Genomic DNA, 26,357 nt, shown 5'->3' with positions numbered 1-26,357 from the left:
GCCATTGCAACGATATTTTATTCCTGAACAAACATGGTCGGATAAAACAATAAAAATAGTAGGCGACGATGTTCATCATATAAAACGGGTCATGCGTTTCCAAATTGGTGATCAAATTATTTGTAATCACCCAAATGGTAAAGCTGCTGTGTGCAAAATAACTTTTTTAGATAATGATGTTGTTTATGCAGATATTACGGAATGGCTTGACCAAAATGTTGAAATGCCTATTGAGGTTGCTGTTGCACAAGCCCTGCCAAAAAGTGATAAGCTGGAGTGGATATTGCAAAAAGGAACTGAACTCGGGGCTTCCAGCTTTTTTGCTTTTCAAGCGGCTCGATCAGTTGTAAAATGGGATGATAAGCGTCGTGAGAAAAAGCTGAAGCGCTGGAATAAAATTGTTAAAGAGGCTAGTGAGCAAAGCCACCGAAATAAACTACCAAATGTTAATGTTTGTAAATCGTTAGAAGCAGTGGTGGAAGCAGCTAATAACTATGATCTGAAGTTGTTTGCTTATGAAGAGGAAGCAAAAACAAGTGATTACCGATCATTAGCTACTGCTCTATCATCATTAAAGCACAATCAGCGCTTAGTTATTTGTATCGGTCCTGAAGGCGGTTTTACGGAAAATGAGGCTTTATCATTAAAAGCAGCTGGTTTTCAAGCTGTTCGTCTTGGTCCGAGGATTTTACGAACAGAAACTGCTGTATTATATGCTTTAGCAAGCATATCGTATCATTTTGAAGAAATGGGGTGTCAGACATGCCAACAGTAGCCTTTCATACATTAGGTTGTAAAGTAAATCATTATGAAACAGAAGGTATTTGGCGCATGTTTATGGAGCGTGGATATGAGCGCGTTGATTTCGAAAAAAATTCAGATGTTTATGTTATTAATACATGCACGGTAACGAATACCGGCGATAAAAAGAGTAGACAGGTAATTCGTAGGGCAATCAGAAAAAATCCTGACGCTGTTGTATGTGTAACTGGATGCTATGCTCAAACGTCACCTGGAGAAATTTTAGAAATACCAGGAGTGGATGTTGTTGTTGGAACACAGGATCGTAAACATATGATTGATTATATTGAGAAACATAAGAAAACGAAAGAACCAGTTAATGGTGTATCCAATATCATGAAAAACCGGGTATTTGAGGAAATGGATGTTCCTGAGTTTTCAGATCGTACCAGAGCTTCCTTAAAAATTCAAGAAGGATGTAATAATTTTTGTACGTTTTGTATCATCCCGTGGTCTCGTGGTCTGCTTCGTTCCAGAGATCCAAAGAACGTAATTGAACAAGCGCAAAAACTTGTGGATGCAGGCTACAAAGAAATCGTATTAACAGGTATTCATACAGCAGGCTACGGTGAAGATATGAAAGATTATAACTTTGCTATGCTTCTAAAAGATTTAGAAACAAAAGTAAATGGTCTGAAGCGGATTCGTATTTCTTCGATCGAAGCAAGTCAAATTACAGATGAAGTGATTGACGTTTTAGATCAATCGGAAAAGATTGTAAGACATCTCCATGTTCCTTTACAATCAGGTTCTGATTCTGTACTAGCTAGAATGCGCCGAAAGTACGCTACCGCTTATTACAAGGAAAAAGTGATGAAGCTTAAACAAGCATTACCCGGCCTAGCTATTACTTCGGATGTCATTGTAGGATTTCCTGGTGAGACCGATGAGGAATTCCAAGAAACATATGATTTTATTAAAGAAATTGGATTTTCAGAGTTACATGTATTTCCATACTCGCGCAGGACAGGTACTCCTGCTGCTCGAATGGATGGACAAGTTGATGATGAAGTAAAAAATAACCGTGTCCACAAACTGATTGAACTTTCTAACCAATTAGCAAAGGAATATGCTGCTAATTATGAAAATGAAGTTCTAGAAGTGATTCCTGAAGAGCACTCTACAGATAAAGATAATCCAAATCAACTTATTGGATATACAGATAATTATTTAAAGGTAGCCTTTGATGGCACTCCAGATATGATTGGAAAGCTTGTTCGTGTTAAAATCGCTAAAGCAGATTATCCATTGAATCAAGGAACGTTTGTACGCGTATTAGATGATTTTCCATATGAAAATGTCAAGGTAAATTAATAGAAGCAACCTGGTCAAAAGTGATCGGGTTGCTTTTCTTAATTAAGTAGGAATGTATAAGATTTGTTCATGGTCATACATTTTTGAAAGTAGCTTAAGCACTCAAGCATTAGTAAACTTTAATCTTCTATCTACGGTAAGCTAACGTCAGTTCGAATCTAAAGGACGATTGACCTAAAATGGGCTTGCCGCTTAGGCGTCGGCATACCCCTGTTTTAGTGACATGTTTCTTTATCATTCATGTAAGGTGCCGTAAGACTCCCCATTCAAGAGTTATAGAAAATAAGTAGAGAAACGGCACCTAAATGCCCGATTCGTTCCGTTCGACAGGACAAGGAAAACTGCGTCAGCAAATACATCGCACGCAGAAGTGCTTTCTTTTCCAAGGATAAGGAAAGCCTCTTGAATAGGCATCGTGGTTTCTCAAGGACAGAGTTGCTATGACAGGGATACATCACGGTTTTCTAAGGAGAAAAGAGTTGAATGAAGGTTCACTTTATCTTGTCAGAAGCTTTTCAGTTCCCTACGTCGCTAACCGCTTGCTTACTAAATCTATGTAAGGCTAGCAGTTCGTGACGTCAAGTTTTTTGCTTTTATTAGTTTTGTGGCATTCTAATTTAGAGCTAGTTTCAATTGCGTTTAAGAAAATTCGCCAATCATATTTAGTCTCGTGAATAGATTTCTATACTAATTAATGCTATGATACTTAAGAGGTACGTACAACTTAATTTAGGAAGGAAGGAAAAAATGATTAAAAATTTAGCAAAGTACATTGATCACACGCAACTGAAACCAGATACAACAAAAGAGAAAATTGATCAGATTGTAAATGAGGCAAAAGAATACGAATTTGCTTCTGTTTGTGTTAATCCATATTGGGTTTCTTATTGCTACGATAAATTAAAAACTACATCCGTTAAAGTTTGTACAGTCATTGGTTTTCCACTTGGAGCAACAACCACTGCTATTAAAGTGAATGAGACAAAACAAGCAATTAAAGATGGTGCAACAGAAGTAGATATGGTTATTAATGTTGGCGCTTTAAAATCTGGTGACGACGAAACTGTAAAAGCAGACATAGAAGCGGTAGTTAGAGCTGCAGAGGAAAAAGCACTAACAAAAGTAATTATTGAGACTTCTTTATTAACGAAAGACGAAAAAATTCGTGCTTGCAAGTTGGCAAAACAAGCAGGAGCAGATTATGTAAAAACCTCGACAGGGTTTTCTGGCGGAGGGGCCACCGTTGAAGATATTCGTTTAATGCGTGAAGTTGTTGGTCCTGATATGGGAGTAAAAGCCTCTGGTGGCGTCCGTGATCTACCAACAACAAAAGATATGATTGAAGCAGGTGCAACTCGAATTGGAGCAAGTGCTGGTGTTTCGATTATAAAAGGAGAAAAAGGAGAAACTTCTTATTAAAACAAGCATAAAATACCTATAGTTTGGTTAGAAGCAGTTGACCAAAATAAAGGATTATATTATACTTTAAAAAGCATGTGAATTGAAAGTCATATGCTAGTACAATCTGTTTTGTGCTTCGGAGGGAGGGAAATTAGCATGTCAAATACAACTCGCGTTCGTAAAAACGAGTCTCTTGAAGATGCTCTTCGTCGCTTTAAGCGTAGTGTGTCCAAAAGCGGTACATTGCAGGAATATCGTAAGCGTGAACACTACGAAAAACCAAGTGTACGCCGCAAAAAGAAATCTGAAGCTGCTAGAAAGCGTAAATTCTAAAGAGGGTGCAATAGATGACATTACTTGAAAAATTAAATCAAGATATGAAGCAAGCGATGAAGAATAAAGACAAAGAGACCCTTAGTGTTATTCGTATGGTGAAAGCTTCTTTACAAAATGAATCAATTAAACTTGGAAAAGATGTATTATCAGAAGACGAAGAATTAACTATCTTGTCTAGAGAAGTAAAACAAAGAAAAGATTCCCTCCAAGAATTCAAATCAGCTGAACGCGAAGATCTTGTTCAAAAAACTGAAACAGAATTGCATATTTTGGAAAAATATATGCCAAAACAGCTTACAAATGAAGAGCTCGAGGCAATTGTTCAGTCAACCATCGAAGAAGTAAATGCAACTTCAAAAAAAGATATTGGTAAAGTAATGAGTGCGATTATGCCTAAGGTAAAAGGTAAAGCAGATGGTTCACAAATTAATAAACTTGTACAAAAACAGTTGAGTAACTAACAAAAGGCCCTAGTCAGTTAATTGATTAGGGTCTTTTCGTATACCTTAAGCCCAATGAAATTTAGCGTGGATTGTAATTCGACGTAGTAAAATCGGTTTGTTTAGGTAGACTAATCAGTAAGAATAAAACAGAGTGTGCTTGCAAGTTATTTTATGGTATATTTTTATACTATAGGAAGTATAAAACTTTATGGTTAATAGTATAAGAAAAACGATAGCTTTCGCCATAAAGACTTGGCACAAGCCAAGATTTTCTGAAATAGTTCCATTTAAATTGAAACCATTTTTAAAATTATTCGTATAAGTTAATACATATTAAAGGGGGTGAATGTATTTGCCTGCTAACAGATTTATTACATATTTTATTTTGTTTTGTGCGTTTTTTTACATCGCTTTTAACAGTGAAACCATAATCTATGCAAATAAAGGAAGTGGGAAATCTGTTCATGTTATTCCAATTGAGAAAGAAGTAGAAAGAGGGTTACAAGCATTTCTAACCAGAGCAATAAAAGAGGCTGTGGAAGAAGGAACCGATCACATCATTTTTGAAATAAATACACCTGGTGGTAGAGTTGATTCAGCAGGAGAAATTGCCCGCCTTTTACAAGATATTAAAGTTCCTACAACATCATTTATTGTTAATAAGGCTTTGTCAGCGGGTTCTTATATTGCCTTAAATACGGACTATATTTATATGAAACCGCAAGCAACAATGGGGGCAAGTGGTGTGATTACTTCAGATGGAAATGCTGCTGATGAAAAGGCCCAATCAGCTTGGATAGCTGCTATGAAGAGTGCAGCTGAATCAAAAGGAAGAGACCCGTTATACGCAATGGCAATGGCAGATAAAAGCATTGATTTACCTGAATTAGATGCAGGCAAAGGAAAATTTTTAACGCTTGGTCCTTCCCAAGCGATAAAAGTTGGTTATTCGGAAGGAACGGTTGCAGATCGACAAGAGCTTCTTCAGGATTTAGGTTTAGAAAATGCAACAGTTGTGGAGAAAGAACCAACTTTAGCTGAGGAGATTGCCAGATTTTTAACTCATCCGGTCGTTATCCCAATATTACTTTCTCTAGCAAGTTTAGGATTAGTAGTAGAATTATATTCACCAGGATTTGGGGTAGCAGGTATAATGGGACTTGTCTCCCTCGTGTTGTTCTTTTATGGTCATATTGTAGCAGGATTAGCCGGAATGGAAGCAGTTATTTTGCTTATTTTAGGTATCGTGCTAATTATTGCAGAATTTTTTGTTCCTGGAGGAATATTGGGACTCCTTGGGACGGCTTCGGTAATTGGTTCATTGTTTATGTCAGGCTATGATATTGGGCATATGGCTATGAGTATTGCGATTGCTTTTTTATTGTCCATTATTGTTTCTGTGATTTTATTTCGCCGAATCGGCATGGATAAAGGGATTTTTCATCATATTATTCTTAAGGATCAAACGAGTACCGAGCTGGGTTATGTTTCCTCTGTGAACCGCTTGGAATTAATTGGTTTGGAAGGTGTTACAGTGACACCATTACGTCCGGCCGGAACTGCTGTTTTTGATGATGAACGACTTGATGTAGTATCGGAAGGTCGATTCATTGATCAAAATGAAAAGGTGAAAATTGTTAAAGTCGAAGGTGTACGCATTGTAGTAAGACAAATGAATTAGTTGTTTAACTTCATTTATATTGGTAGGCCGATAGTGTGAAGTTTTTACAAATATAAATTAGGAGGTTATAAAATGGACTTGCAAAGTTTAATGCCGATAATTATTATTGCGGTTATTTTAATTGCTGTAGCTATTTTATTTACATTTATCCCAATTATGTTGTGGATCAGTGCTTTAGCTGCCGGGGTCAAGGTAGGGATTTTTCAACTAGTAGGAATGCGTCTGCGTCGAGTTGTACCTAGTCGAGTTATTAATCCGTTAATTAAAGCCCATAAAGCCGGTTTAAATGTAAAAACAAATCAACTGGAAAGTCACTACTTGGCAGGGGGAAATGTTGATCGAGTTGTAAATGCCTTGATTGCTGCGCATCGTGCTAATATTGAACTTCCGTTTCAACGCGGTGCAGCAATTGACCTAGCTGGACGAGATGTTTTAGAAGCAGTACAAATGAGTGTTAATCCAAAAGTAATTGAAACTCCTTTTATATCCGGAATTGCGATGGATGGAATTGAGGTAAAAGCGAAAGCAAGGATTACTGTCCGTGCTAATATTGACCGACTCGTCGGGGGTGCTGGAGAGGAAACAGTCATTGCCCGTGTCGGAGAAGGTGTTGTAAGTACAATCGGTAGCTCTCATTCTCATACAGAGGTATTAGAGAATCCTGATTCCATTTCTCATAATGTACTAAATCGCGGTTTAGATGCAGGTACTGCTTTTGAAATATTGTCCATTGATATTGCTGATGTAGATATTGGCAAGAATATTGGGGCAATACTGCAAACGGATCAGGCTGAAGCTGATAAAAATATTGCACAGGCAAAAGCGGAAGAGCGTCGTGCGATGGCGGTTGCTCAAGAACAGGAGATGCTTGCACGAGTTCAGGAAATGCGTGCAAAAGTAGTGGAAGCAGAAGCAGATGTACCACTTGCACTTGCCGAAGCATTAAGATCTGGACATCTTGGCGTAATGGATTATATGAATTACAAAAATATTGATGCAGATACGGATATGCGAGGCTCTATAGGAAAGCTTACCAAAAATAACAACGATGACCATGAACAAAATTAAACGTTCAGCAATCGAAAAGGAGGGGGTTTGATGGAAAAGATTGTTGACCTGATTTTTAGTAATATTTTTGTAGTTTTAGCTATCGTTGCAGGGGTTATTGGATTTTTTAAAAACAGTATTTCAAAAGAACAAGAAGCGGAAAAGAAAGATACAAGACCAAAACGTCAAAATCGACCAACCTCTCCTTTTGGCGGGGAAATGAAAAGGCAATGGCATGATCCGACAAAACGGCGGCAGCTTCCCAAAAAGGAAGCTCCAACTATGACAAACACTACCTCTACGCAAGAGCTAAAACCACAAATGGATCAGTTAGTGCAACAAGTTGAAACAAGCTTTATGGAAAACGTCGACGAGTTTTCCAGTAGTGCGCATTCTACTACTTTAAACCGATCTCTAAAAAGCAAACCTAAGAGCGATCAATTAAGAACGAAAATGAAACGTCAAGTTTCAAGTAATTTGACGCAAAAAGGGCTGGTTAATGGAATTATTATGGCAGAAGTGTTTGGTCCGCCAAGAGCGAAAAAGCCTTATCGTAGTGTTTTGGCTGAACGAAGAAAATAATATAGTAATGAAAGCCATTTGGTGTATGCGCCAAATGGCTTTCATTGTTTCGAAATTATTTTCGTTTCTACATAGTAAGCATGGTCTAGCTGAAGCGCTCGTGCTGATAGCAAGCTTTGTTCTTCTTCATCCGATAAGTCAACATCGGCTTGAATCTAAAAGAAGGCCAACTAAAAGCGGCTTGCCGCCTATCGTCGGCATATCCCTGTTAGAGGTATGTTTCCATTGGCTCTACAAAAGTTCTGTTGTTTGTACGTCGCTTACCCGAACGCTTTCACTTTTTTCTTCTTGAAAAGAAAAGCACTTTTCTGCGTGTGAATTATCGCTGACGTAGCTTTCCTTGCCCTTGAAAAACTGCGATGCTTATTCGAGAAGCTTTCCTTGTCCTGGCGACCTAAACAATGGGTATGCAGCTACCGTTACCTCCTACTTAATCGTCTCGTATTCTTTGCAATTCTTGAACTTCCAAAGGAATTCATGAAAGTAGTATTCGCTTTATCCATATATTTTTTTGCTTCACTGCTAGTTTTTCTCCTTAACTGTTCTTATCTCTTCTGTTATTTCATAAATATAAATGTGAGAGGGGGCTGCATTTGTGAAAAAATGGCATCAAGGAATCCGACCATGGTTAACGAAATATTTTGCACTTCCTTCAGATGTAGTACTTGAACTTCCTAGAATTACTGTAATTGGTCATATACATGTTTATATTGAAAATCATAAGGGTGTAGCTACGTATTCTGATAGCGAATTAAAACTAAGAGCGAACAAAGGTTTTATTAGGATTACCGGCTCATCATTTGTATTAAAATTAATGCTTCCAGAAGAGATATTGCTAGAGGGTACTATCAAAAATATTACTTTTATACCAGACGATTAAGGAGGAGGACATGAAGCAAAAAGAAGAATCCATTATAACAGGTTCTGTCACAATTTCCGTTAGTGGAAACAAACCAGAGCTTTTTTTCCAGCATTGTACAAGTTATGGAATCCGCATCTGGAATGTCACAAAACCCAAAAGTGATACCTGTAACGGTACAATCCGGTTAAAAGATGTAAAACATATTAAACGCTTAAGGCGAGGAACAAATTATAAAATCAAGTTTATCGATCGAAAGGGTTACCCATTTGTTATCCGTCGTTATTTACGAAAAAAAGAATTAATTATTGCTTTTATTTTAAGTATGTTACTTATATTTGGGTTATCTAATATCGTGTGGGAAGTAAAAATTACAGGAGTCCCAAAAGATATTGAAGAAAAAATAAACAAACAGCTAAATCAATACGGTATTCATCCTGGATCATGGATTTTTTCACTTGATTCACCAAAGGAAATTCAGCAACAGTTATTAGATGATGTTCCTGAGTTACTGTGGGTGGGGATTGACCAAAAAGGCACTACTTTTTATTTAGAAGGTGTGGAGAAGGTTGTTGTGAAGGAAGAAGAGAAGAAGAATCCAAGAAACTTGATTGCAGCAAAAAAGGGGATTATCAAAAAGATGTATGTTTCCCAAGGAGTAGCACAAGTAGAAGTGCATGATTTTGTTGAAAAGGGTGACTTACTTGTTTCAGGAAAGATGGGTATGGAAGCAGATAATAATGAGGAAAAAAAAGATAAGAAAAGGAAAATCAGGTATGTTGCTGCCGATGGTGAAATAACTGCTACTACATGGTATGAAGTTAAAGTGACAGTACCACTAGAAACAAGTACGGAACGACTAACTGGTAATCAGGAAGAAAAATATCATATTGCGTTTGGCGATGTTAAATTACCGGTATGGGGGTTTGGCTCTCCTGAATTTACTGAAATTCATCGAGAAGAGATGGAAAAACCGCTTCGTTTTTTAAAATGGGACTTGCCTATAAAATTTATTGAAACAAAACTTTATGAAAAAACGTATATTAACTATAAGCGAACAGAAAAAGAAGCAATAGAAGTTGGGATGAAACAAGCAAAAGAACAATTAAAACTACAATTAGGTCCTGAAGCTAAAATCTTATCAGAAAAAGTTTTGCATGAATCTATACAGAATGGTAAAGTTAAACTACACTTATATATAAGTGTAGAGGAAAATATTGTTGAAGCACAACCTTTAGGTCAAGGAGATTGAGTATGCCAGAAAATCTTACAGTAATTGATTTACAATTAACAAGTCCAAATGAAGCATTAGCACTGTTTGGAAATAATGACAAGTATCTTCATCAACTTGAAGAGCTGCTTGATGTTTCCATCACTACAAGAGGAGAACTTGTGCATGTTTCTGGAGAGGAACAGACGGTTACTTTAGTTCAAGATATATTATCAGCATTGCTATCTGTTATTCGTAAAGGATTAACGATTACAGAGAGAGATGTAGTGTATGCAGTGGATTTAGCAAAAAAAGATAAAATCAACCAATTTGAAACATTGTTTGAAGATGAGATAACAAAAAATGTAAAAGGAAAATCAATTCGTGTAAAAACGTTGGGACAAAAGAAATATGTTTCTGCTATAAAAGCAAATGACCTTGTATTCGGAATAGGCCCTGCTGGTACAGGAAAAACATATTTAGCCGTTGTTATGGCTGTTCACGCTTTAAAAAATGGTTTTGTCAAGCGGATCATTTTAACAAGACCTGCAGTTGAGGCTGGTGAAAGTTTAGGATTTTTACCGGGTGATTTGAAAGAAAAGGTAGACCCGTACCTACGACCACTTTATGACGCTTTACATGATGTATTAGGTGCTGAGCATACGATGCGGCTTATCGAACGGGATACGATTGAAATAGCACCACTTGCATATATGCGAGGTAGAACACTGGATGATGCGTTTGTCATTTTGGATGAGGCACAAAATACCACACCGGAACAAATGAAAATGTTTTTAACTCGACTGGGTTTTGGTTCGAAAATGGTCATTACTGGAGATATTACACAAATTGATTTGCCTAAAGGGGTACAATCAGGGTTAATAGTTGCAAGTTCATTATTGTCTGAGGTAAAAGGAATCGGCTTTGTATATTTAGAGCAAACGGATGTAGTAAGGCATCCACTTGTGCAGCGAATTATTGAAGCTTATGATAAGCATAAGTAACTGATGTCAGGTAAGGCCCGAACACTGGGTCTTATTTGCATCATTTACTTAGGAGAGGAGGATCGCAGTGGATAAAAAGAAATTTAATCCACGTAGTTGGTTTGTATTTAAACAGCGATACAGTAAGTGGAGCATTATAACAGTTGCAACTCTCCTGCTAGGCTTGTTTTTCTTTTTTTTGACTATTAATAATGTACATACAGAAATTTATGAAATTGAACGTTTCAGTAGAGCAAAAGAAACGATTCGTTCTCCTGTAACGATAGAAAATGAACAGGAAACGGAACGAAAGACTAGAGAGACCGTTCAGTCTGTTGAAGATAGATATAATATTGATCAAGAGGTTACTGATGAACGAATTGCATATACAAAGGAAATTTTTGCGGCCATTACTAAACTTGAAGAAGAGTTGAAAACATCTGGTAAAGAAGATAAAGGTAAATTAGAACCGCTTACAAATAAAGAAAAGATTCAACAACTAAAGCAAATCTTATCACCGGAAATCAAAGAGAGTGTAAGTGATGATTTACTATTACAGCTTATGCAAGTGCCAAAGGATGAACGAGATAAAGGGGAAAAACTGTTTCTTCATTCTTTATCTGATACGTTAAATAATGGCGTGCGCACAGAAAATACTCAAAGTGCTATCTCTAATTTGAAACAAGATATTAAGTATGCTGAGTTAGATGCAAATTTAAAAGAAGCGCTAACTCGATTAAGTGAATTTGCAGTTGTTGAGAATTCATTTTTTGATGTCGATGAAACGGCAAATGCAAGGAAGGAAGCAGCTAGTAATGTTGAACCAGTAGTTATTCGGGCTGGAGAAATCATTGTTCGGGAAGGACAGGTAATCACAAACGAAGTATATGAAAAGCTAAAGCTTGTTGGTGTACTGGATAAAGAACGAAATTTATTTCCAGTAATTGGATTATCTTTATTAATTTTACTTATTTGTAGTGTAATTGCTCATGAGATGAATTGGTTAGCAAAACAGGAGCAATTAAATAATCGAACCGTTGTCACAATCACTATTATTAGTGTGATCATGGTTGCCTTAATGAAAATCGCAAGCATTTATACAACACAGGTAAATCAGCTGTTTTACGTGATGCCAATTGCTACTGGAGCCTTGTTAATCAAACAGCTCATTCATGAACGAACAGCCATTATTTTTAGTTGTCTATTTGCAATTTTAGGCAGTATGATTTTTAATAATCAAATACCAGGTTCCTTAAATGTTGAGACGGGTATCTATTTTTTACTTTCGCAGCTGGCAGCTATTTTCTTTTTGCGTAACGTCAAGGATCGACTTGCTGTTGTAAAAGCTGGATTAGGTATTGGGGTCGTTAATATTGTTATCGTACTATTATTTATATTTCTGTCGTTTGAGAAATATGCCCTCGGTGATATTTTTATACAATCATCGCTTGCTACCGCATCAGCACTTTTATCAGCAGTTTTAACGATTGGTTTACTACCATATTTTGAAACAGCTTTAGGAATTTTATCAGATATAAAATTACTTCAATTGTCTAATCCGAACCATCCGTTATTAAAAAAACTGTTAACAGAAGCACCGGGAACCTATCATCATTCTATTATGGTTGCCAATTTAAGTGAAACTGCTTGTGAAGCAGTTGGAGCAAATGGTTTATTAGCACGTGTGGGCTCTTATTATCATGATTTAGGAAAAACAGTTGCACCTCATTATTTTATTGAAAATCAATTAGCAATTCGAAATCCACATGATTTTATTGAACCAGAGGAAAGTGCTAAAATTATTATTAGTCATCCATATGATGGAGCAGAGATGTTGAAAAAACATCGACTTCCGAAAGAGATTATTGATATTGCAAAACAGCATCATGGCACATCGTTATTAAAGTATTTTTATATGAAGGCTAAAAAGGAAAATGAAGAGGTGCAAGAATTAGCTTATCGTTACCCAGGTCCAAAGCCGCAAACAAAAGAAACGGCGATTATTAATATTTGTGATTCTGTTGAGGCGGCAGTAAGGTCGTTAAAAGAACCTACAGAAGAAAAAATTGAGCAAATTGTTGCTTCTATTATTCAAGACCGATTAACAGATGGACAATTTGATGAGTGTCCGTTAACATTAAAAGAATTGCATACAATTCAAGAAACAATCTGTGGAACATTGAAAGGGATTTTTCATTCCCGCATTCAGTATCCTGAGAAGGAGGTAAAGTAAGTGTACATTGATTTCCATGACCATACGAACTCTGTTGAGAGTGATTATATTGATATGATTCAACGGCTTATTACATTCGCTGCTGATAAAGAAGGAGTTTCGCAGGAGGCAGAGCTTTCCATAAATTTTGTCGATAATAAAAAAATTCAAGCGTTGAATCGTAATTATAGACAAATAAATAAACCGACTGATGTACTATCTTTTGCTATGCAGGAAAACGGGGAAGGAGAAATTGATATTCTAGATGAAGACCTTCCTCTCTTACTTGGAGATATAGTCATATCTGTTGACAAAGCAAAAGAGCAAGCGAAAAGCTACGACCATTCTTTAGAAAGGGAGTTATGTTTTTTAGCACTGCATGGTTTCCTTCATTTAATTGGTTACGACCATATGACAAAAGAAGATGAACAACAGATGTTCTCAAGACAAAAAGTTATTTTAGGTGAATTTGGCATTGAAAGGTAAACAGAAGTTTATTGGTTTCGCTTATGCTTGGCAGGGGATTTTATTTGTCATTCGAAATGAACGAAATTTTCAGCTTCATTTATTAGCTGCTGTTATTGTTATACTCGCTGGGACACTGTTACATCTTAGTATGCTGGAATGGGTTGTTATCATTGTTGCTATTACTAATGTATTAATCACTGAAATGATCAATAGTGCCCTAGAAGCGATAATGGATTATTTGAGTTTGCAATTTCATCCAGCTATTAAAAAAATTAAAGATATGGCAGCAGGGGCGGTACTTATTGCGGCTATTGCTGCTGCTGCCATTGGCTGTATTATCTTTATTCCAAAGATTATATCAATCGTATAAAAGCCGGTTACGAACCGCAATCTAACGATAGAGGAACAGTTCGTAGCCGGCTTTTGCTGTGTTGATTAACATCATAGAAGCTTCATCCGCTGGGTGAACATTTAGGGTGCTACATATAAGTGTAACTAGACAGTGAGTTTATATTAAAGGCTTGATATGCTAAATGTTTTAACAATATAAAAAAGGGAATAAAATGTTGATAAAAGTGGTTTTGGTCCACAGTTAAACGTGAAATTTGTCAATAAAAATGCTATTGTTGAGAGAAGAACCAAAAGTTTTTAAAGCTTTTGTCGATTATATGAAATGAGTGCTTTTTTGTAGTATTATATGATTAAGCATATCTAAAATTCGCGGAGGAAACAACATGAACAAACCATTTAAATCTGGGTTTATAGCAATCATTGGTAGACCAAATGTTGGAAAATCAACGTTTATGAATCAGGCAATCGGACAAAAAATTGCTATTATGAGTGATAAACCGCAAACTACAAGGAATAAGATTCAAGGCGTATTAACACAGCCAGATGCGCAAATGATTTTTATTGATACACCTGGTATTCATAAACCAAAGCATCGGCTTGGAGAATTTATGGTAAGAACGGCTGAAAATACGCTGAATGAAGTAGATGTTATTTTATTTATGATAAATGCTAAGGAAGGGTATGGAAAAGGAGATCAGTACATTATCGATTTATTACAAAAAGTAAATCGACCTGTGTATTTAATTATAAATAAAATAGACCTTATTCATCCTGATGAATTATTACCCTTGATTGAACAATACAAGGATAAATATGATTTCGCTGAAATTATTCCGATTTCTGCTTTACATGGAAATAATGTGGCTCATATGCTTGAAGTTATCAAGCAACAGCTGGATGAAGGTCCAAAATACTACCCTGATGATCAAATCACAGATCATCCGGAACGTTTTATTATTAGCGAGCTTATAAGAGAAAAGGTGTTACATTTTACCAGAGAAGAGGTTCCGCATTCTATAGCTGTTGTCATTGAAAATGTGGACCAAAACGGAAATAATAAGTTGCTTATTCAGGCTACCATTGTTACTGAAAGAAAAACACAAAAGGGTATATTGATTGGTAAACAAGGAAGTATGTTAAAAAAAATTGGCAAAGCCGCACGCAAAGACATAGAAGCTTTATTGGGCACAAAGATTTATTTAGAACTTTGGGTTAAAGTAAAGAAAGATTGGCGTAATAAACAAAGTCAGCTCCATGAATTTGGTTTCCGTAGTGACGAATATTAAAGACTTGACGATATCAATAGAACGGCAATATAAGAAACGATTAAAAGAGTGGAGAAGTTTGGAGTATACCGTAGCCGGTGAATGAAAAGTTAGCATGACTAGTCAGAATTTACTTGGAAAAAAATAAAAAACCCATGTTATCTCGAAATTTTTAAACATCCTTTTTAACAAAATACATGGTAAATTTTTATACTAATTCTTTTATCTGTTGTGGTCATTCTAATAATAGGTTCCATTCAAATATTGAAGAAAGGTGGGGTTTATGGTGATCGATTTAACCTGGAAACTATTTAGTCAAACAGGAAATATTGAAACCTATTTGCTAATGAAAGAGTTAGAAAATGAACAAAACCCTCTTAGACCTAGACAACGTGAAGATCAAAACAGAACTCCAATCGATACGAAGTTGTAAATAACTGTAGCTAATGAAAGTAGCTTCCTTAGTAAGAAAGGTGAAGTTAATTGCTTGAAAAGATACAAGGTATTGTATTAAAAACACGAGATTACGGGGAAACGCATAAAATTGTAACGATTTATAGTAAAAAAATTGGGAAGCTCTCAGCAATAGCAAAAGGGGCAAAAAAGCCAAAGAGCAGAATGGCTGCTGTAACGCAGCCATTCATATACGCTGAATTTTTAATGTATATAAACAAAGGGTTAAGCACGATACAACAAGGCGATATTCTTTATTCCTTTCGATCCATTCGTGAAGATATTATTAAGACTGCATACGCAGCTTATGCAGTCGAACTTACGGATAAATTATTAGATGATAAACAGCCAGATCCTTTTATGTTCGATCAGCTTTATCAAACTATGTCATGGATTGAAAAAGAGGAGGATTCTCGTATTCCTCTTATGATGTATGAAATAAAGCTATATAAGAAAGGTGGCTTTGCTCCAACATTGGCCCACTGCTCAAATTGCAAACAACGACATCTTCCTTTTGCCTTCTCTATTAAAGAGGCGGGGCTACTATGTTCATCTTGTCGAAGCATGGACCCCCAAGCTGTTTTATTACCAGATGCTGTTGCAAAATTATTACATATTTTTTCTACTGTTGAGCTTAAGCAAGTAACCAGTATATCAGTAAAAGAGGAAAACAAACAACTGCTCAGGCAATTGTTAGATAACTATTATGATTATTATGGAGGATACTTCCTGAAATCGAGAAGATTTTTACGTCAACTGAATTCATTGAAATAAGTTGACAGGTCTTACAGTTTCCCTTATTATTTGACATAGAATATTATAAGTTTATGCGAAGATGAAGAGGAGTACTGTTGAAATCTCTATAGCGAGTTCAGAATGGTGGGAGCTGAGCGAGAAGACAATTAGGAAGGGCGCTTCGGAGCATGTTGAATAAAGCGGCTTATAAGTTATAAGCAAGTAGGGTGGAACCGCGGATTAACCCCGTCCCTATGTCTATTCGCTAGACATGAGGGCCGGGGATTTTATATTGTATTAACTGTATTGGAGGATGTGCAAGGATGAATATTCAAGAAATGATCTTAACACTACAAAAATATTGGTCTGAACACAATTGTATTTTAATGCAAGCATATGATGTCGAAAAGGGAGCAGGTACGATGTCGCCTATGACATTATTACGAAGCCTAGGTCCGGAGCCTTGGAATGTAGCTTATGTTGAGCCTTCAAGAAGACCGGCGGATGGTAGATATGGCGAAAATCCAAATCGGCTATATCAGCATCACCAGTTTCAAGTTATTATGAAGCCTTCTCCAGATAATATTCAAGAACTCTATTTAGCATCTTTAGAAAAATTAGGCATTGATCCGCTTGCTCATGATATAAGGTTCGTAGAGGATAATTGGGAGAATCCGACATTGGGTGCAGCTGGATTGGGTTGGGAAGTTTGGTTAGATGGGATGGAAATTACACAATTTACCTATTTTCAGCAAATCGGTGGCTTAGAAGCGAATCCAGTTTCAGTAGAATTAACGTATGGAATTGAGCGGTTGGCCTCGTATATTCAAGACCAAGAGAATGTATTTGATTTAGAATGGACAAATGGAGTGACTGTAAGAGATATCTTTTTCCAACCGGAATATGAACATTCTACGTATACATTTGAAACATCTAATACAGAAATGCTTTTTGAGCTGTTTACCAATTATGAACGAGAAGCAAAGACGACAATGGAAAAGGGCCTCGTATTCCCTGCATATGATTATGTGCTCAAATGCTCGCATACATTTAATCTTTTGGATGCTAAGGGCGTCATATCTGTTACTGAACGAACAGGATACATTACAAGAATCCGAAATTTAGCAAGAGGAATTGCCAAAGCTTATGTTGCTGAAAGAGAACGATTAGGGTTCCCTATGCTGAAAAAGGAGGAGCAATAACATGACAAAGGACGCTTTATTTGAAATCGGATTAGAAGAGTTACCAGCTCGATTTATTGATGATGCTGAACATCAATTAAAGGAAAAAACCGCAGCTTGGCTGGAGGGATTACGTATACCTTTTGAAAGCTTAACAACGTATTCTACCCCTAGACGGTTAGCTGTACTTATAACAGGTCTATCTGAAGAGCAAACAACGATAGAGGAAGAAGTAAAAGGGCCAGCTGAAAAAATAGCTAAAGATGAATCTGGTAATTGGACAAAGGCAGCGATTGGATTTTCGAAAGGACAGGGGAGGTCAGTAGAAGACATTTATATCAAGGATTACAAGGATACAGCTTATATATATGTGAAAAAGCATATTGAAGGGAAACCAACCAAAGAATTATTACCTGGTTTTCGAGATATTATTACCTCCATAACTTTTGGTAAAAATATGCGCTGGGGAACACATTCCTTACGCTACGCACGTCCGATCCGCTGGTTAGTCGGTTTGTTTGGATCCGAAATTATTCCATTTGAAATAGTAAACGTATTAAGCAGTAATGTTACTTATGGTCATCGCTTTTTAGGAGAAAAAGTAATCATTGATGTTCCGGCAAGCTATGAAGAAATAATGAATCAACAATATGTTATGGTAGATGCCCAAAAACGGGAAGCTTTTATTTTACAAGGTATTCATAAATTAGAGCAAGAAAAATCCATACAAATCCCGGTAGATGAGGATCTACTAAACGAGGTTCGGAACTTAGTAGAATATCCTCACGTATTTCTTGGTGAATTTGAAGATGAATTTTTAGCGATTCCTGAAGAAGTATTAATTACATCCATGAAGGAACATCAACGATATTTTCCTGTGCGATCGCAAACAGGAGAATTACTGCCCTACTTTGTTGGTGTACGCAATGGTAATGGGGACCATTTGGAGACAGTTATTAAAGGGAATGAAAAGGTATTACGTGCCCGTTTATCGGATGCTGCCTTTTTCTATGATGAAGATCGGAAGCAATCGATTGATTATTACTTGTCTAAATTGGAACGTGTAGTCTTTCAAGAACAACTTGGAACGATACACGATAAGGTAAACCGATTAATTTCCTTGACAAAGTATATTAGTCAATGTTTAGCACTATCTGCGGATGATATGGAAAAAGCATTACGTGCTGCAGAAATTTGTAAATTTGATTTAACGACAAGTATGGTTAATGAATTTACTGAATTACAAGGAGTTATTGGTGAAAAATATGCACGCTTCTACGGTGAAGATCACATCGTAGCAAAAGCTGTTCGTGAGCATTATTTACCAAAACAAGCAAATGATGATCTTCCAGAGACAGGAATAGGGACGATTATTAGCATTGCGGATAAGCTAGACACAATTACAGGATGTATAGCTGTTGGCTTACTACCAACTGGCTCACATGATCCTTATGGGTTACGTCGTCAAGCTATTGGCATTTTAAGAATGATTCATCAGAACAAGTGGCATATTTCGATAGAAGAGCTGATTCAATTAGCATTGACTGTACTTACTGAATCAACCGTACAAATCACTCAAAAGGAATCAGTTGCTGTAAATATTCAGGACTTTTTCTTACAACGTGCCGCTTATCTTTTTAAGGAAGCAGGAATCGAACAAGATATTACTCAAGCTGTACTGCATGAACAGATTGGTGATTATGAATATAGTTTAGCAAAAGCTAATCTGTTGTCATTAAAGAGAAATGATGATAATTTTAAGCCAATTCAGGAAGCGTTTGTTCGAGTTTTAAACTTGGTGCAAAAGTCAGAAGCGAGTCAGATCAATCCAAATTTATTTGAAACGGAATCCGAAAAAGTATTATACCAAAAATTTTGTACGGTTGAAGAAGCGTATCATACAACATCTAGAAACGCTGAAAAAGATTTACAATTACTTGGGCAACTGGCAACTCCAATTCATGCGTTTTTTGATCATAATATGGTAATGGTGGACAACATTGAAATTCGCAATAATCGTTTAGCATTACTTTACCAGATTGCTACGTTAATCAAGCGTTATGCAGACTTAACTAAGATTGAATGGAAGCAAAGTTTTTAATTAAATCTTGCTTAAATAGCCGGTATGATTCTCATTCCTGCTTAATTCGTCTATAATAGTATATGGGTTACATCGTTTGTAGGTGGTGAGGGAATGGAATTATCAAAAAGGCAAGAAGAAATCATTGAAATTGTTAAAGCAAATGGACCAATAACTGGAGAAAACATTGCAGAGCATCTTCATTTAACAAGAGCAACGTTACGACCAGATCTAGCTATCCTAACGATGGCGGGCTTTCTTGACGCACGTCCTCGGGTCGGCTATTTTTACACAGGTAAAACCGGAAATGAGTTGCTCACCGAACAGGTGAAAAAACTAAAGGCTCATGAATACCAACATGTACCAATTGTTGTAAAAGAGAGTGCTTCTGTTTATGATGCAATTTCAACGATGTTTTTGGAGGATGTAGGAACACTGTTTGTCATAGATGACAAAGCCTGCTTAGCAGGGGTGTTATCACGAAAAGATTTATTGCGAGCCAGTATAGGAAAACAGGATTTAAATGCAATCCCTGTTCATATTATTATGACTAGAATGCCGAATATAACGGTATGTCGAAAAGAAGATCCATTAGTAGACGTAGCTCAGAATTTAATTAATAAACAAATTGATGGTATACCGGTTGTTAAGGATACAGATTCAGGCTTAGAAGTTGTTGGTCGAATAACAAAAACAACCATTACAAAAGCATTTGTTGAACTGGTGCTGGGCGATCATATCTAAGTTGAGAGGAGTAGATTCATGTATACACATACCGTCTATATATTATCCGATTCTGTCGGGGAAACAGCAGAATTGGTAATTAAGGCAGGCTTAAGCCAGTTTAATCATGGTTCTTACAAGATTCAACGAATTCCATACGTAGAAGATAAAGCAACCATTGATGAAGCATTACAGCTTGCTAAGGAAGGTAAAGAACTTATTGGTTTCACACTTGTTGATCCAATGCTTAGAAACTATTTAAATGAACGTGCGAAGCAATTGAATATAGAAGCGATTGATATCATGGGGCCTGTGTTAAAATCGATGGAGCGCATATTTGATCATTCGCCGAGATTAGAACCAGGCTTAGTCCATAAATTGGATGAAGATTACTTTAAACGAATAGAAGCGATTGAATTTGCAGTAAAATATGATGACGGACGTGATTCAAGAGGCATTGCAAGAGCAGATATTGTGCTTATAGGTGTTTCTCGCACCTCGAAAACTCCTCTTTCTCAATACTTGGCCCATAAAAGGTTAAAGGTTGCTAACGTTCCAATTGTGCCAGAAGTCGATCCTCCTGAAGAGCTATTTGAGGTTGATCCGGCAAAGTGCATTGGACTTCGAATAAATGCAGATAAACTATATGAAATTCGTAAAGAACGATTACGAGCTTTAGGTTTAGGAGAACAAGCAACTTATGCAAATCTTGACCGGATTCAAAAAGAACTTGATTATTTTGATGAGATCGTAAAAAAAATTGGCTGTAAGGTAATTGATGTTTCGAATAAAGCTGTGGAAGAAACAGCCAATAGTATTAGACAAATCGTCCATAAATAAACATACATTATAGTTTCAAAAACATTCTATCTTCATAGAATGTTTTTTGACCTTATAGATTATCGATGTTTAAACACGAATCATCAGTTGCTAAAGATGATGTATGTTTTAACTTTAATAGCTAAAAGAGAAGATCATTAAAATTATGATTAGGAAACTAAACTATTGGTAATAATGAAATCTTAAGAGCATTTGAATAGCATTTTTTCTCGAAGTATACTATAATGTTTTTTTGGACTGTACAAATGTAGAGTTTTTTAAGAAGTCAGTCAAATAGGTATTAACCTTACCCTATATATTTTAAAAATAATATCTTTTTATACTATAGGAAAGTATAAAATTTTAGGGTTTATCCCGCATGTAAGGTGCCGTACTTTCCCCAATTCTAAAATCTATTATGCATTGCGAACAAAAACGGCACCTAAATGCCCGATTGGTTCAAGGGTCTTTAGGTCATACCCTTGTGGTACTAACATTCAGTAGGAGAAGGAAGAAAACTCCTACTAAATGAAGTTTCACTTTATCGTATAAGAAAAACGATAGCTTTCGCTAAAGACTGGCGATAAGCCAAGTTTTTCTTATGTGGAGTGATGAGATAAAGCAGGAATTTTAAATAATTCTTTTACATTTTTCAATTATTACAAGCACATTCAGCTGCTTTTAATCAATCAGATAACATCAATTTGAGCAGCAGATTTTACTACTCATTAAACTAACTCGCATGGGCTATAGGTATTTCCTTTTATTCTCAGGACTTTAGAAACGGGACTTATGAAATAAACTTATCTGTAAAAGCAGGACTTTTTAGAAAAGATGTAGAAGTATGTAATATAGCGTGACTCTAAAAAAGTTCGCTGCTTCAGGAACGGATTCATGTAACTAAATATCTATTACATGTAATAAATATAGTGTGTGTTCAAAAAGAGAGCAAATAGACGGAGAGCGGTTAAGATTACTTTTGAAAAAACGCATCTGTCGCTATCAACGTTTTTATTGTCGTGTCGGCCGACTCCAATTGGGCATTTAAATGCTGATAACTCAATACTAGTCTTTTTAGTTTAAAAACCATTAAGGGTGATAGAGTTTATGGCATCCCACATGCCAGATTAATCTTCATTCGAGTCGTCTTAACTTCAGCCCTAAAATTTTATTCATTCAAACGTACGATGAATTTTTTAGCGAACTTTTTGAATAACCTCTAAAATATGCATGTGAAAAAGCCGATCCTTCAGCTAAGTTATTTAACATATAGAGAAGGTATTTTTTTCGAGACAAGAAAAAATATTGTCGAAAAATAAAGGGTTTTTTTTATGAAAGGCGAATATTAAATACCATGGTGATATTTTATGTCTAACCAAATTCCTGAAGAAGTAATCGAAGCAATTCGTAAAGCAAATGATATTGTAGATGTTGTAGGAGATTATGTTCAATTAAAAAAGCAGGGAAGAAACTATTTTGGATTATGCCCCTTTCATGGTGAAAAAACACCATCATTTTCCGTAACCAAAGACAAGCAAATTTTTCATTGTTTTGGTTGTGGTAAAGGCGGTAATGTAATTACGTTTTTAATGGAGATAGAGAATTTTTCGTTTTATGAAGCATTACAATTTCTGGCAGATCGTAGTGGGATTCCATTACCAGATAATCTCCAGCTAAAAAAGGAAAGCTCTCTTTCTCAGGAAAGTCAAGATATGCTATCTGCACATGAGTGGTTAACAAAACTTTACCATCACTTATTACGTTATACAAAAGATGGTAAAGAAGGGTATACCTATTTAAAAGAAAGAGGGATTAATGATACGACTATTGATGCTTTCCAACTTGGATTTAGTCCAAATGTGGCACAATTTACTGCTGAATTCCTCGAAAAAAAAGGATACCATCAACAATTATTAGTAAAAGCTGGGTTACTTCGTGTTACTGACTCTGGAAAAGCAACAGATCGTTTTCTGGGCAGAGTTATTTTCCCTATTCGTAATCATTTAGGAAAGACAGTCGCTTTCGGTGGACGAGCTATTGGTGATCATAAGCCGAAATATATCAACAGTCCCGAAAGTGAACTTTTCCACAAAGGCAAGCTGCTATACAATTTTGATTTAGCCAAAAGACATATTCGCAAACAAAATGAAGCTATTTTACTTGAGGGGCAAATGGATGTTATCGCAGCATACCAGGCCGGGATTCGTAATATAGTTGCTACTTTAGGAACTGCATTGACTGATTTTCAAGCAAAATTACTAAAGCGGTATGTTAATATGGTGGTTATTTGTTATGATGGTGATCGAGCTGGTCTTGATGCTGCTTATAAAGCTGCTGTGTTATTACAGCAATCAGGGTGTGAAGTAAAAATTGCCCACCTTGATCCTGATATGGATCCAGATAGTTATATTCATACGTATGGAGGAGAAGCTTTTGAAAAAGATGTAATCAAAGCTAGTGATACGTTTATGAGTTTTTATATGCGATTTTTGAAGAAAGATTATAATTTAAATTATGAAGGAGATCGCATAGACTATATGGAAGCAGTATTAAAACAGATGGCGAAGATTGACAGCCCGTTAGAACGGGAATACTATATAAAGGAATTAAGTAATGAATTCAATATTTCTATAGCTGCATTACAAGACGAAATTTTCGGTTATCGGGAAAAGTTTGGATTAAATAAGGATAATCAACAAAAGAACAGATATACTAGTAGTAAACTATGGAATGCTAGAAATTCCCAATTATTACCAGCTTCTCATAATGCAGAACGTTATTTACTTGCTTATATGTTACAAGATGTACGAATAGCTGAAAGGGTGCAAGATAAAATTGGAGCAGGCTTTCAGTTAGACGCTCATAAAATTATTGTTACTCATTTATATGCATTTTATGAAGAAGGAAATGATCCAGATGTTAGTTTATTCCTAGGACGAATCACTGAACCCGGTTTGCAAAAGATAATTACAGAAATTGCAATGTTGCCGTTACAGGAGGATATAAGTGATAAACAATTGGATGATTATATTCATATGATCATAGCAAATCAAACAGATAAGGTGACAATTAAATCATTAAAGGAACAGCAGAAATTAGCAGAGCAACAAAACGATCCAATAAAAGCAGCACAAATTGCCATGCAAATTATTGAGATAAAAAAGCAATTAAAAAATATGAATTAATATTTGGTGTAGTCTGGAAGGAGGGGGACTCATGGCCGATAACAAGCCTTCACAAACGAAAGAAAACGAACATGAATTAACCCTAGATCAAGCGAAAGATCGCTTGGTGGAAATGGGAAAAAAGCGTGGCACTTTAGCGTATGAAGAAATTGCTGATCGCTTATCTAATTTTACCATTGAATCAGATCATATGGATGAATTTTATGAGTACCTAGGAGATCAAGGAATTGAAGTTATAGGTGAATCGGAAGAAGATCCCAGCATGAAAGAAATTGAAAAAGAAGAAGAGTTTAATTTAAATGATCTCAGTGTACCACTAGGTATTAAAATAAACGATCCTGTTCGTATGTATTTGAAGGAAATTGGTCGTGTCGACTTATTGTCCGCTGAAGAGGAAATAGAATTAGCTACAAGAATAGAGCAAGGTGATGAAGAAGCAAAACGTCGTCTTGCAGAAGCGAACTTGCGCTTAGTAGTCAGTATTGCAAAACGTTATGTTGGTCGAGGAATGCTGTTTTTAGATTTAATCCAAGAAGGTAACATGGGGTTGATCAAAGCAGTTGAAAAATTTGACCACCGTAAGGGTTTTAAATTTAGTACCTATGCAACTTGGTGGATCAGACAAGCAATTACGAGGGCAATTGCCGACCAAGCAAGAACCATTCGGATACCTGTGCATATGGTAGAAACCATTAATAAATTAATTCGTGTGCAAAGACAGTTATTGCAGGATCTGGGGAGAGAGCCGACACCTGAAGAAATTGGAGAGGAAATGGATCTTTCTCCAGAGAAAGTACGAGACATCTTAAAAATTGCTCAAGAACCTGTCTCACTTGAAACTCCAATTGGTGAAGAAGATGATTCACATTTAGGTGACTTTATTGAAGATCAGGAAGCAGTTTCTCCATCTGATCATGCTGCATATGAGTTACTAAAAGAACAACTTGAAGATGTATTAGATACACTTACAGACAGAGAAGAAAATGTATTGAGACTTCGCTTTGGTCTAGACGACGGGCGCACAAGAACGCTAGAAGAAGTTGGTAAAGTGTTTGGTGTTACGAGAGAAAGAATTCGTCAAATTGAAGCAAAGGCATTGCGTAAACTAAGACATCCAAGCAGAAGTAAACGACTAAAAGACTTCTTAGATCAGTAATTAACCTGTCATTGGACAACTTTATGTTTGTCCAATGACCTTTCCCATTTTATGTTTGAAATGGAGGTAACGATAATTGACCAACGTAAGCAACTAGTCATAGAAGAAATCTTATTTTGGAAAGAACATAAACTTTTACCACCTGAATATTGCGATTTTTTACTTGCTTTATATTCAAAAGGTGACGGTTTTCAGCAAAAATTGACATATAAACAAAAAGTCGTTATGTTTATCCAACTATTTCTTTTATCAGTATTGATACCGTTTTCATTCCTTATTATTTATTGTACGCAATTTCAGATAATTTTGCAACTAACTATTTTAATTCTTTTTCTCGGGTACTCCGTGTGGATGTATTATACGCTAAAACATCGAAGAAGACAGTACAAAAGTTATTACCATTGGCCACTAATGACAAGTTTCTTGTTAGCATTATTCATCTCGGTACACCTATCTAAATACTATTTGCATGAAAGTTTTAGCTTTTGGATCATTTCGATTCATTTTGTATGTTGGGTTTTATACGGTCTTTATAAGCACGTGCACTATTTAGTCATAATCGGGATAACATCTCTATTATTCTTGCTTATATACACCGTTTTATAAAAATTCATAGCGAAACACTTTAAAGAAAAGTATTTTTCAAGTAAAATGAATATAGTCTTTTAGAGCATGTTTGTTCAAAAAGAGGGTTAAATGACATCATAGAGGGTTTGCTGTATAAGAATGTGAACTTTTATAGTGAAACGTTTATTAAGTACGTGTTCAAAAAAGAGGGAAAATGGTTCTGCTAAGTTTGATGCGGGGGGTACGGTTTCGAGTAACGGATTGTACACGGTTAAGAGCATGAGCTTATAGTAGCAAACCAGCTTTGAAATTCGTAGCATCATTTTTATCCCGCATGCAAGGTGCCGTAAGACTCCCGCTTCAATATCTTGAGTTGATACAAAAGGATCTAAGTGGGAGAGAACGGCACCTAAATGCCCGATTCGTTCAGCTACATTTCTTGGGAAAGGCATTCCAAGAAATGAAGTTTCACTTTATCGGATCTTTTGAGCATTTTCTTATAAAC

At 36.1% G+C, this 26,357-nt stretch carries 23 protein-coding genes and 1 other annotated feature; all 23 genes read left to right on the top strand.

Going from position 1 to position 26,357, the window contains the following annotated elements; all coding sequences use genetic code 11:
• Nucleotides 1–4 precede the first annotated feature (4 nt).
• The 23 genes from JNUCC74_RS10545 to rpoD all read left to right on the top strand — a co-directional run bounded on the left by JNUCC74_RS10545 (nt 5) and on the right by rpoD (nt 25,285).
• On the top strand, nt 5–775 hold the full coding sequence (locus tag JNUCC74_RS10545) for a 16S rRNA (uracil(1498)-N(3))-methyltransferase (RefSeq protein WP_454065313.1): 771 nt from the start codon (nt 5–7) through the stop codon (nt 773–775).
• Nucleotides 763–2,115 (top strand): tRNA (N(6)-L-threonylcarbamoyladenosine(37)-C(2))-methylthiotransferase MtaB, encoded by a 1,353-nt coding sequence (gene mtaB, locus JNUCC74_RS10540; protein WP_077320952.1) that lies wholly within the window; start codon nt 763–765, stop codon nt 2,113–2,115. The genes JNUCC74_RS10545 and mtaB overlap by 13 nt, the downstream gene beginning before the upstream one ends.
• A 747-nt stretch (nt 2,116–2,862) precedes the next feature.
• Nucleotides 2,863–3,534, top strand: a complete 672-nt coding sequence (gene deoC / locus JNUCC74_RS10535; RefSeq protein ID WP_454065312.1) for a deoxyribose-phosphate aldolase — start codon at nt 2,863–2,865, stop codon at nt 3,532–3,534.
• Between the two features lie 138 nt (nt 3,535–3,672).
• Nucleotides 3,673–3,849 carry a 30S ribosomal protein S21 gene (rpsU, locus tag JNUCC74_RS10530; protein ID WP_019377991.1) on the top strand — a complete coding sequence of 59 codons (177 nt, stop codon included), beginning with the start codon at nt 3,673–3,675 and terminating at the stop codon, nt 3,847–3,849.
• A gap of 14 nt (nt 3,850–3,863) precedes the next feature.
• Nucleotides 3,864–4,313: a GatB/YqeY domain-containing protein gene (locus JNUCC74_RS10525; protein WP_077320947.1), complete on the top strand. Its 450-nt coding sequence runs from the start codon at nt 3,864–3,866 to the stop codon at nt 4,311–4,313.
• 334 nt (nt 4,314–4,647) lie between these two features.
• Entirely contained in the window at nt 4,648–5,976 is a 1,329-nt protein-coding gene (locus JNUCC74_RS10520; RefSeq protein WP_454065311.1) for an NfeD family protein, read from the top strand.
• A gap of 72 nt (nt 5,977–6,048) precedes the next feature.
• Nucleotides 6,049–7,044, top strand: a complete 996-nt coding sequence (gene floA, locus JNUCC74_RS10515; protein WP_454065310.1) for a flotillin-like protein FloA — start codon at nt 6,049–6,051, stop codon at nt 7,042–7,044.
• 30 nt (nt 7,045–7,074) lie between these two features.
• Nucleotides 7,075–7,605 carry a hypothetical protein gene (locus JNUCC74_RS10510; protein ID WP_454065309.1) on the top strand — a complete coding sequence of 177 codons (531 nt, stop codon included), beginning with the start codon at nt 7,075–7,077 and terminating at the stop codon, nt 7,603–7,605.
• Between the two features lie 595 nt (nt 7,606–8,200).
• Nucleotides 8,201–8,485 (top strand): sporulation protein YqfC, encoded by a 285-nt coding sequence (gene yqfC, locus JNUCC74_RS10505; RefSeq protein ID WP_077320938.1) that lies wholly within the window; start codon nt 8,201–8,203, stop codon nt 8,483–8,485.
• A 10-nt stretch (nt 8,486–8,495) separates the two neighbouring features.
• Complete coding sequence (gene yqfD / locus JNUCC74_RS10500) at nt 8,496–9,716, top strand: sporulation protein YqfD (protein WP_454065308.1); 1,221 nt, start codon at nt 8,496–8,498, stop codon at nt 9,714–9,716.
• Between the two features lie 2 nt (nt 9,717–9,718).
• Nucleotides 9,719–10,678 (top strand): PhoH family protein, encoded by a 960-nt coding sequence (locus JNUCC74_RS10495; RefSeq protein ID WP_454065307.1) that lies wholly within the window; start codon nt 9,719–9,721, stop codon nt 10,676–10,678.
• A gap of 67 nt (nt 10,679–10,745) precedes the next feature.
• Complete coding sequence (locus JNUCC74_RS10490) at nt 10,746–12,890, top strand: HD family phosphohydrolase (protein ID WP_454065306.1); 2,145 nt, start codon at nt 10,746–10,748, stop codon at nt 12,888–12,890.
• Entirely contained in the window at nt 12,891–13,355 is a 465-nt protein-coding gene (ybeY, locus tag JNUCC74_RS10485; RefSeq protein WP_077320930.1) for an rRNA maturation RNase YbeY, read from the top strand.
• Nucleotides 13,345–13,707, top strand: a complete 363-nt coding sequence (locus JNUCC74_RS10480; protein ID WP_245799826.1) for a diacylglycerol kinase family protein — start codon at nt 13,345–13,347, stop codon at nt 13,705–13,707. Before ybeY ends, JNUCC74_RS10480 begins: the two co-directional genes overlap by 11 nt.
• Nucleotides 13,708–14,071: 364 nt before the next feature.
• Nucleotides 14,072–14,974 carry a GTPase Era gene (gene era / locus JNUCC74_RS10475; RefSeq protein WP_077320926.1) on the top strand — a complete coding sequence of 301 codons (903 nt, stop codon included), beginning with the start codon at nt 14,072–14,074 and terminating at the stop codon, nt 14,972–14,974.
• A gap of 265 nt (nt 14,975–15,239) precedes the next feature.
• Entirely contained in the window at nt 15,240–15,386 is a 147-nt protein-coding gene (locus JNUCC74_RS10470; protein WP_077321543.1) for a YqzL family protein, read from the top strand.
• Between the two features lie 50 nt (nt 15,387–15,436).
• On the top strand, nt 15,437–16,180 hold the full coding sequence (gene recO, locus JNUCC74_RS10465) for a DNA repair protein RecO (protein ID WP_454065305.1): 744 nt from the start codon (nt 15,437–15,439) through the stop codon (nt 16,178–16,180).
• A gap of 49 nt (nt 16,181–16,229) precedes the next feature.
• Nucleotides 16,230–16,398, top strand: a binding site (T-box leader).
• 66 nt (nt 16,399–16,464) lie between these two features.
• Nucleotides 16,465–17,343, top strand: coding sequence for a glycine--tRNA ligase subunit alpha (gene glyQ, locus JNUCC74_RS10460; protein ID WP_077320922.1), 879 nt, complete (start codon nt 16,465–16,467; stop codon nt 17,341–17,343).
• Between the two features lies 1 nt (nt 17,344).
• Nucleotides 17,345–19,423: a glycine--tRNA ligase subunit beta gene (gene glyS / locus JNUCC74_RS10455; protein ID WP_454065304.1), complete on the top strand. Its 2,079-nt coding sequence runs from the start codon at nt 17,345–17,347 to the stop codon at nt 19,421–19,423.
• A 93-nt stretch (nt 19,424–19,516) separates the two neighbouring features.
• Nucleotides 19,517–20,146, top strand: a complete 630-nt coding sequence (locus JNUCC74_RS10450; protein WP_454065303.1) for a helix-turn-helix transcriptional regulator — start codon at nt 19,517–19,519, stop codon at nt 20,144–20,146.
• Nucleotides 20,147–20,164: 18 nt separating this feature from the next.
• Entirely contained in the window at nt 20,165–20,965 is an 801-nt protein-coding gene (locus JNUCC74_RS10445; protein ID WP_077320916.1) for a pyruvate, water dikinase regulatory protein, read from the top strand.
• A 1,346-nt stretch (nt 20,966–22,311) separates the two neighbouring features.
• A complete protein-coding gene (gene dnaG, locus JNUCC74_RS10440; RefSeq protein WP_454065302.1) occupies nt 22,312–24,129 on the top strand; it encodes a DNA primase in 1,818 nt (605 codons plus the stop codon).
• 31 nt (nt 24,130–24,160) lie between these two features.
• Nucleotides 24,161–25,285 carry an RNA polymerase sigma factor RpoD gene (gene rpoD / locus JNUCC74_RS10435; protein WP_077320912.1) on the top strand — a complete coding sequence of 375 codons (1,125 nt, stop codon included), beginning with the start codon at nt 24,161–24,163 and terminating at the stop codon, nt 25,283–25,285.
• Nucleotides 25,286–26,357: the final 1,072 nt, after the last annotated feature.

It is taken from the genome of Cerasibacillus sp. JNUCC 74 (assembly GCF_053667775.1).
The sequence above is the reverse complement of the archived record's forward strand: the minus strand, read 5'-3'. Positions and strand labels throughout refer to the sequence as shown.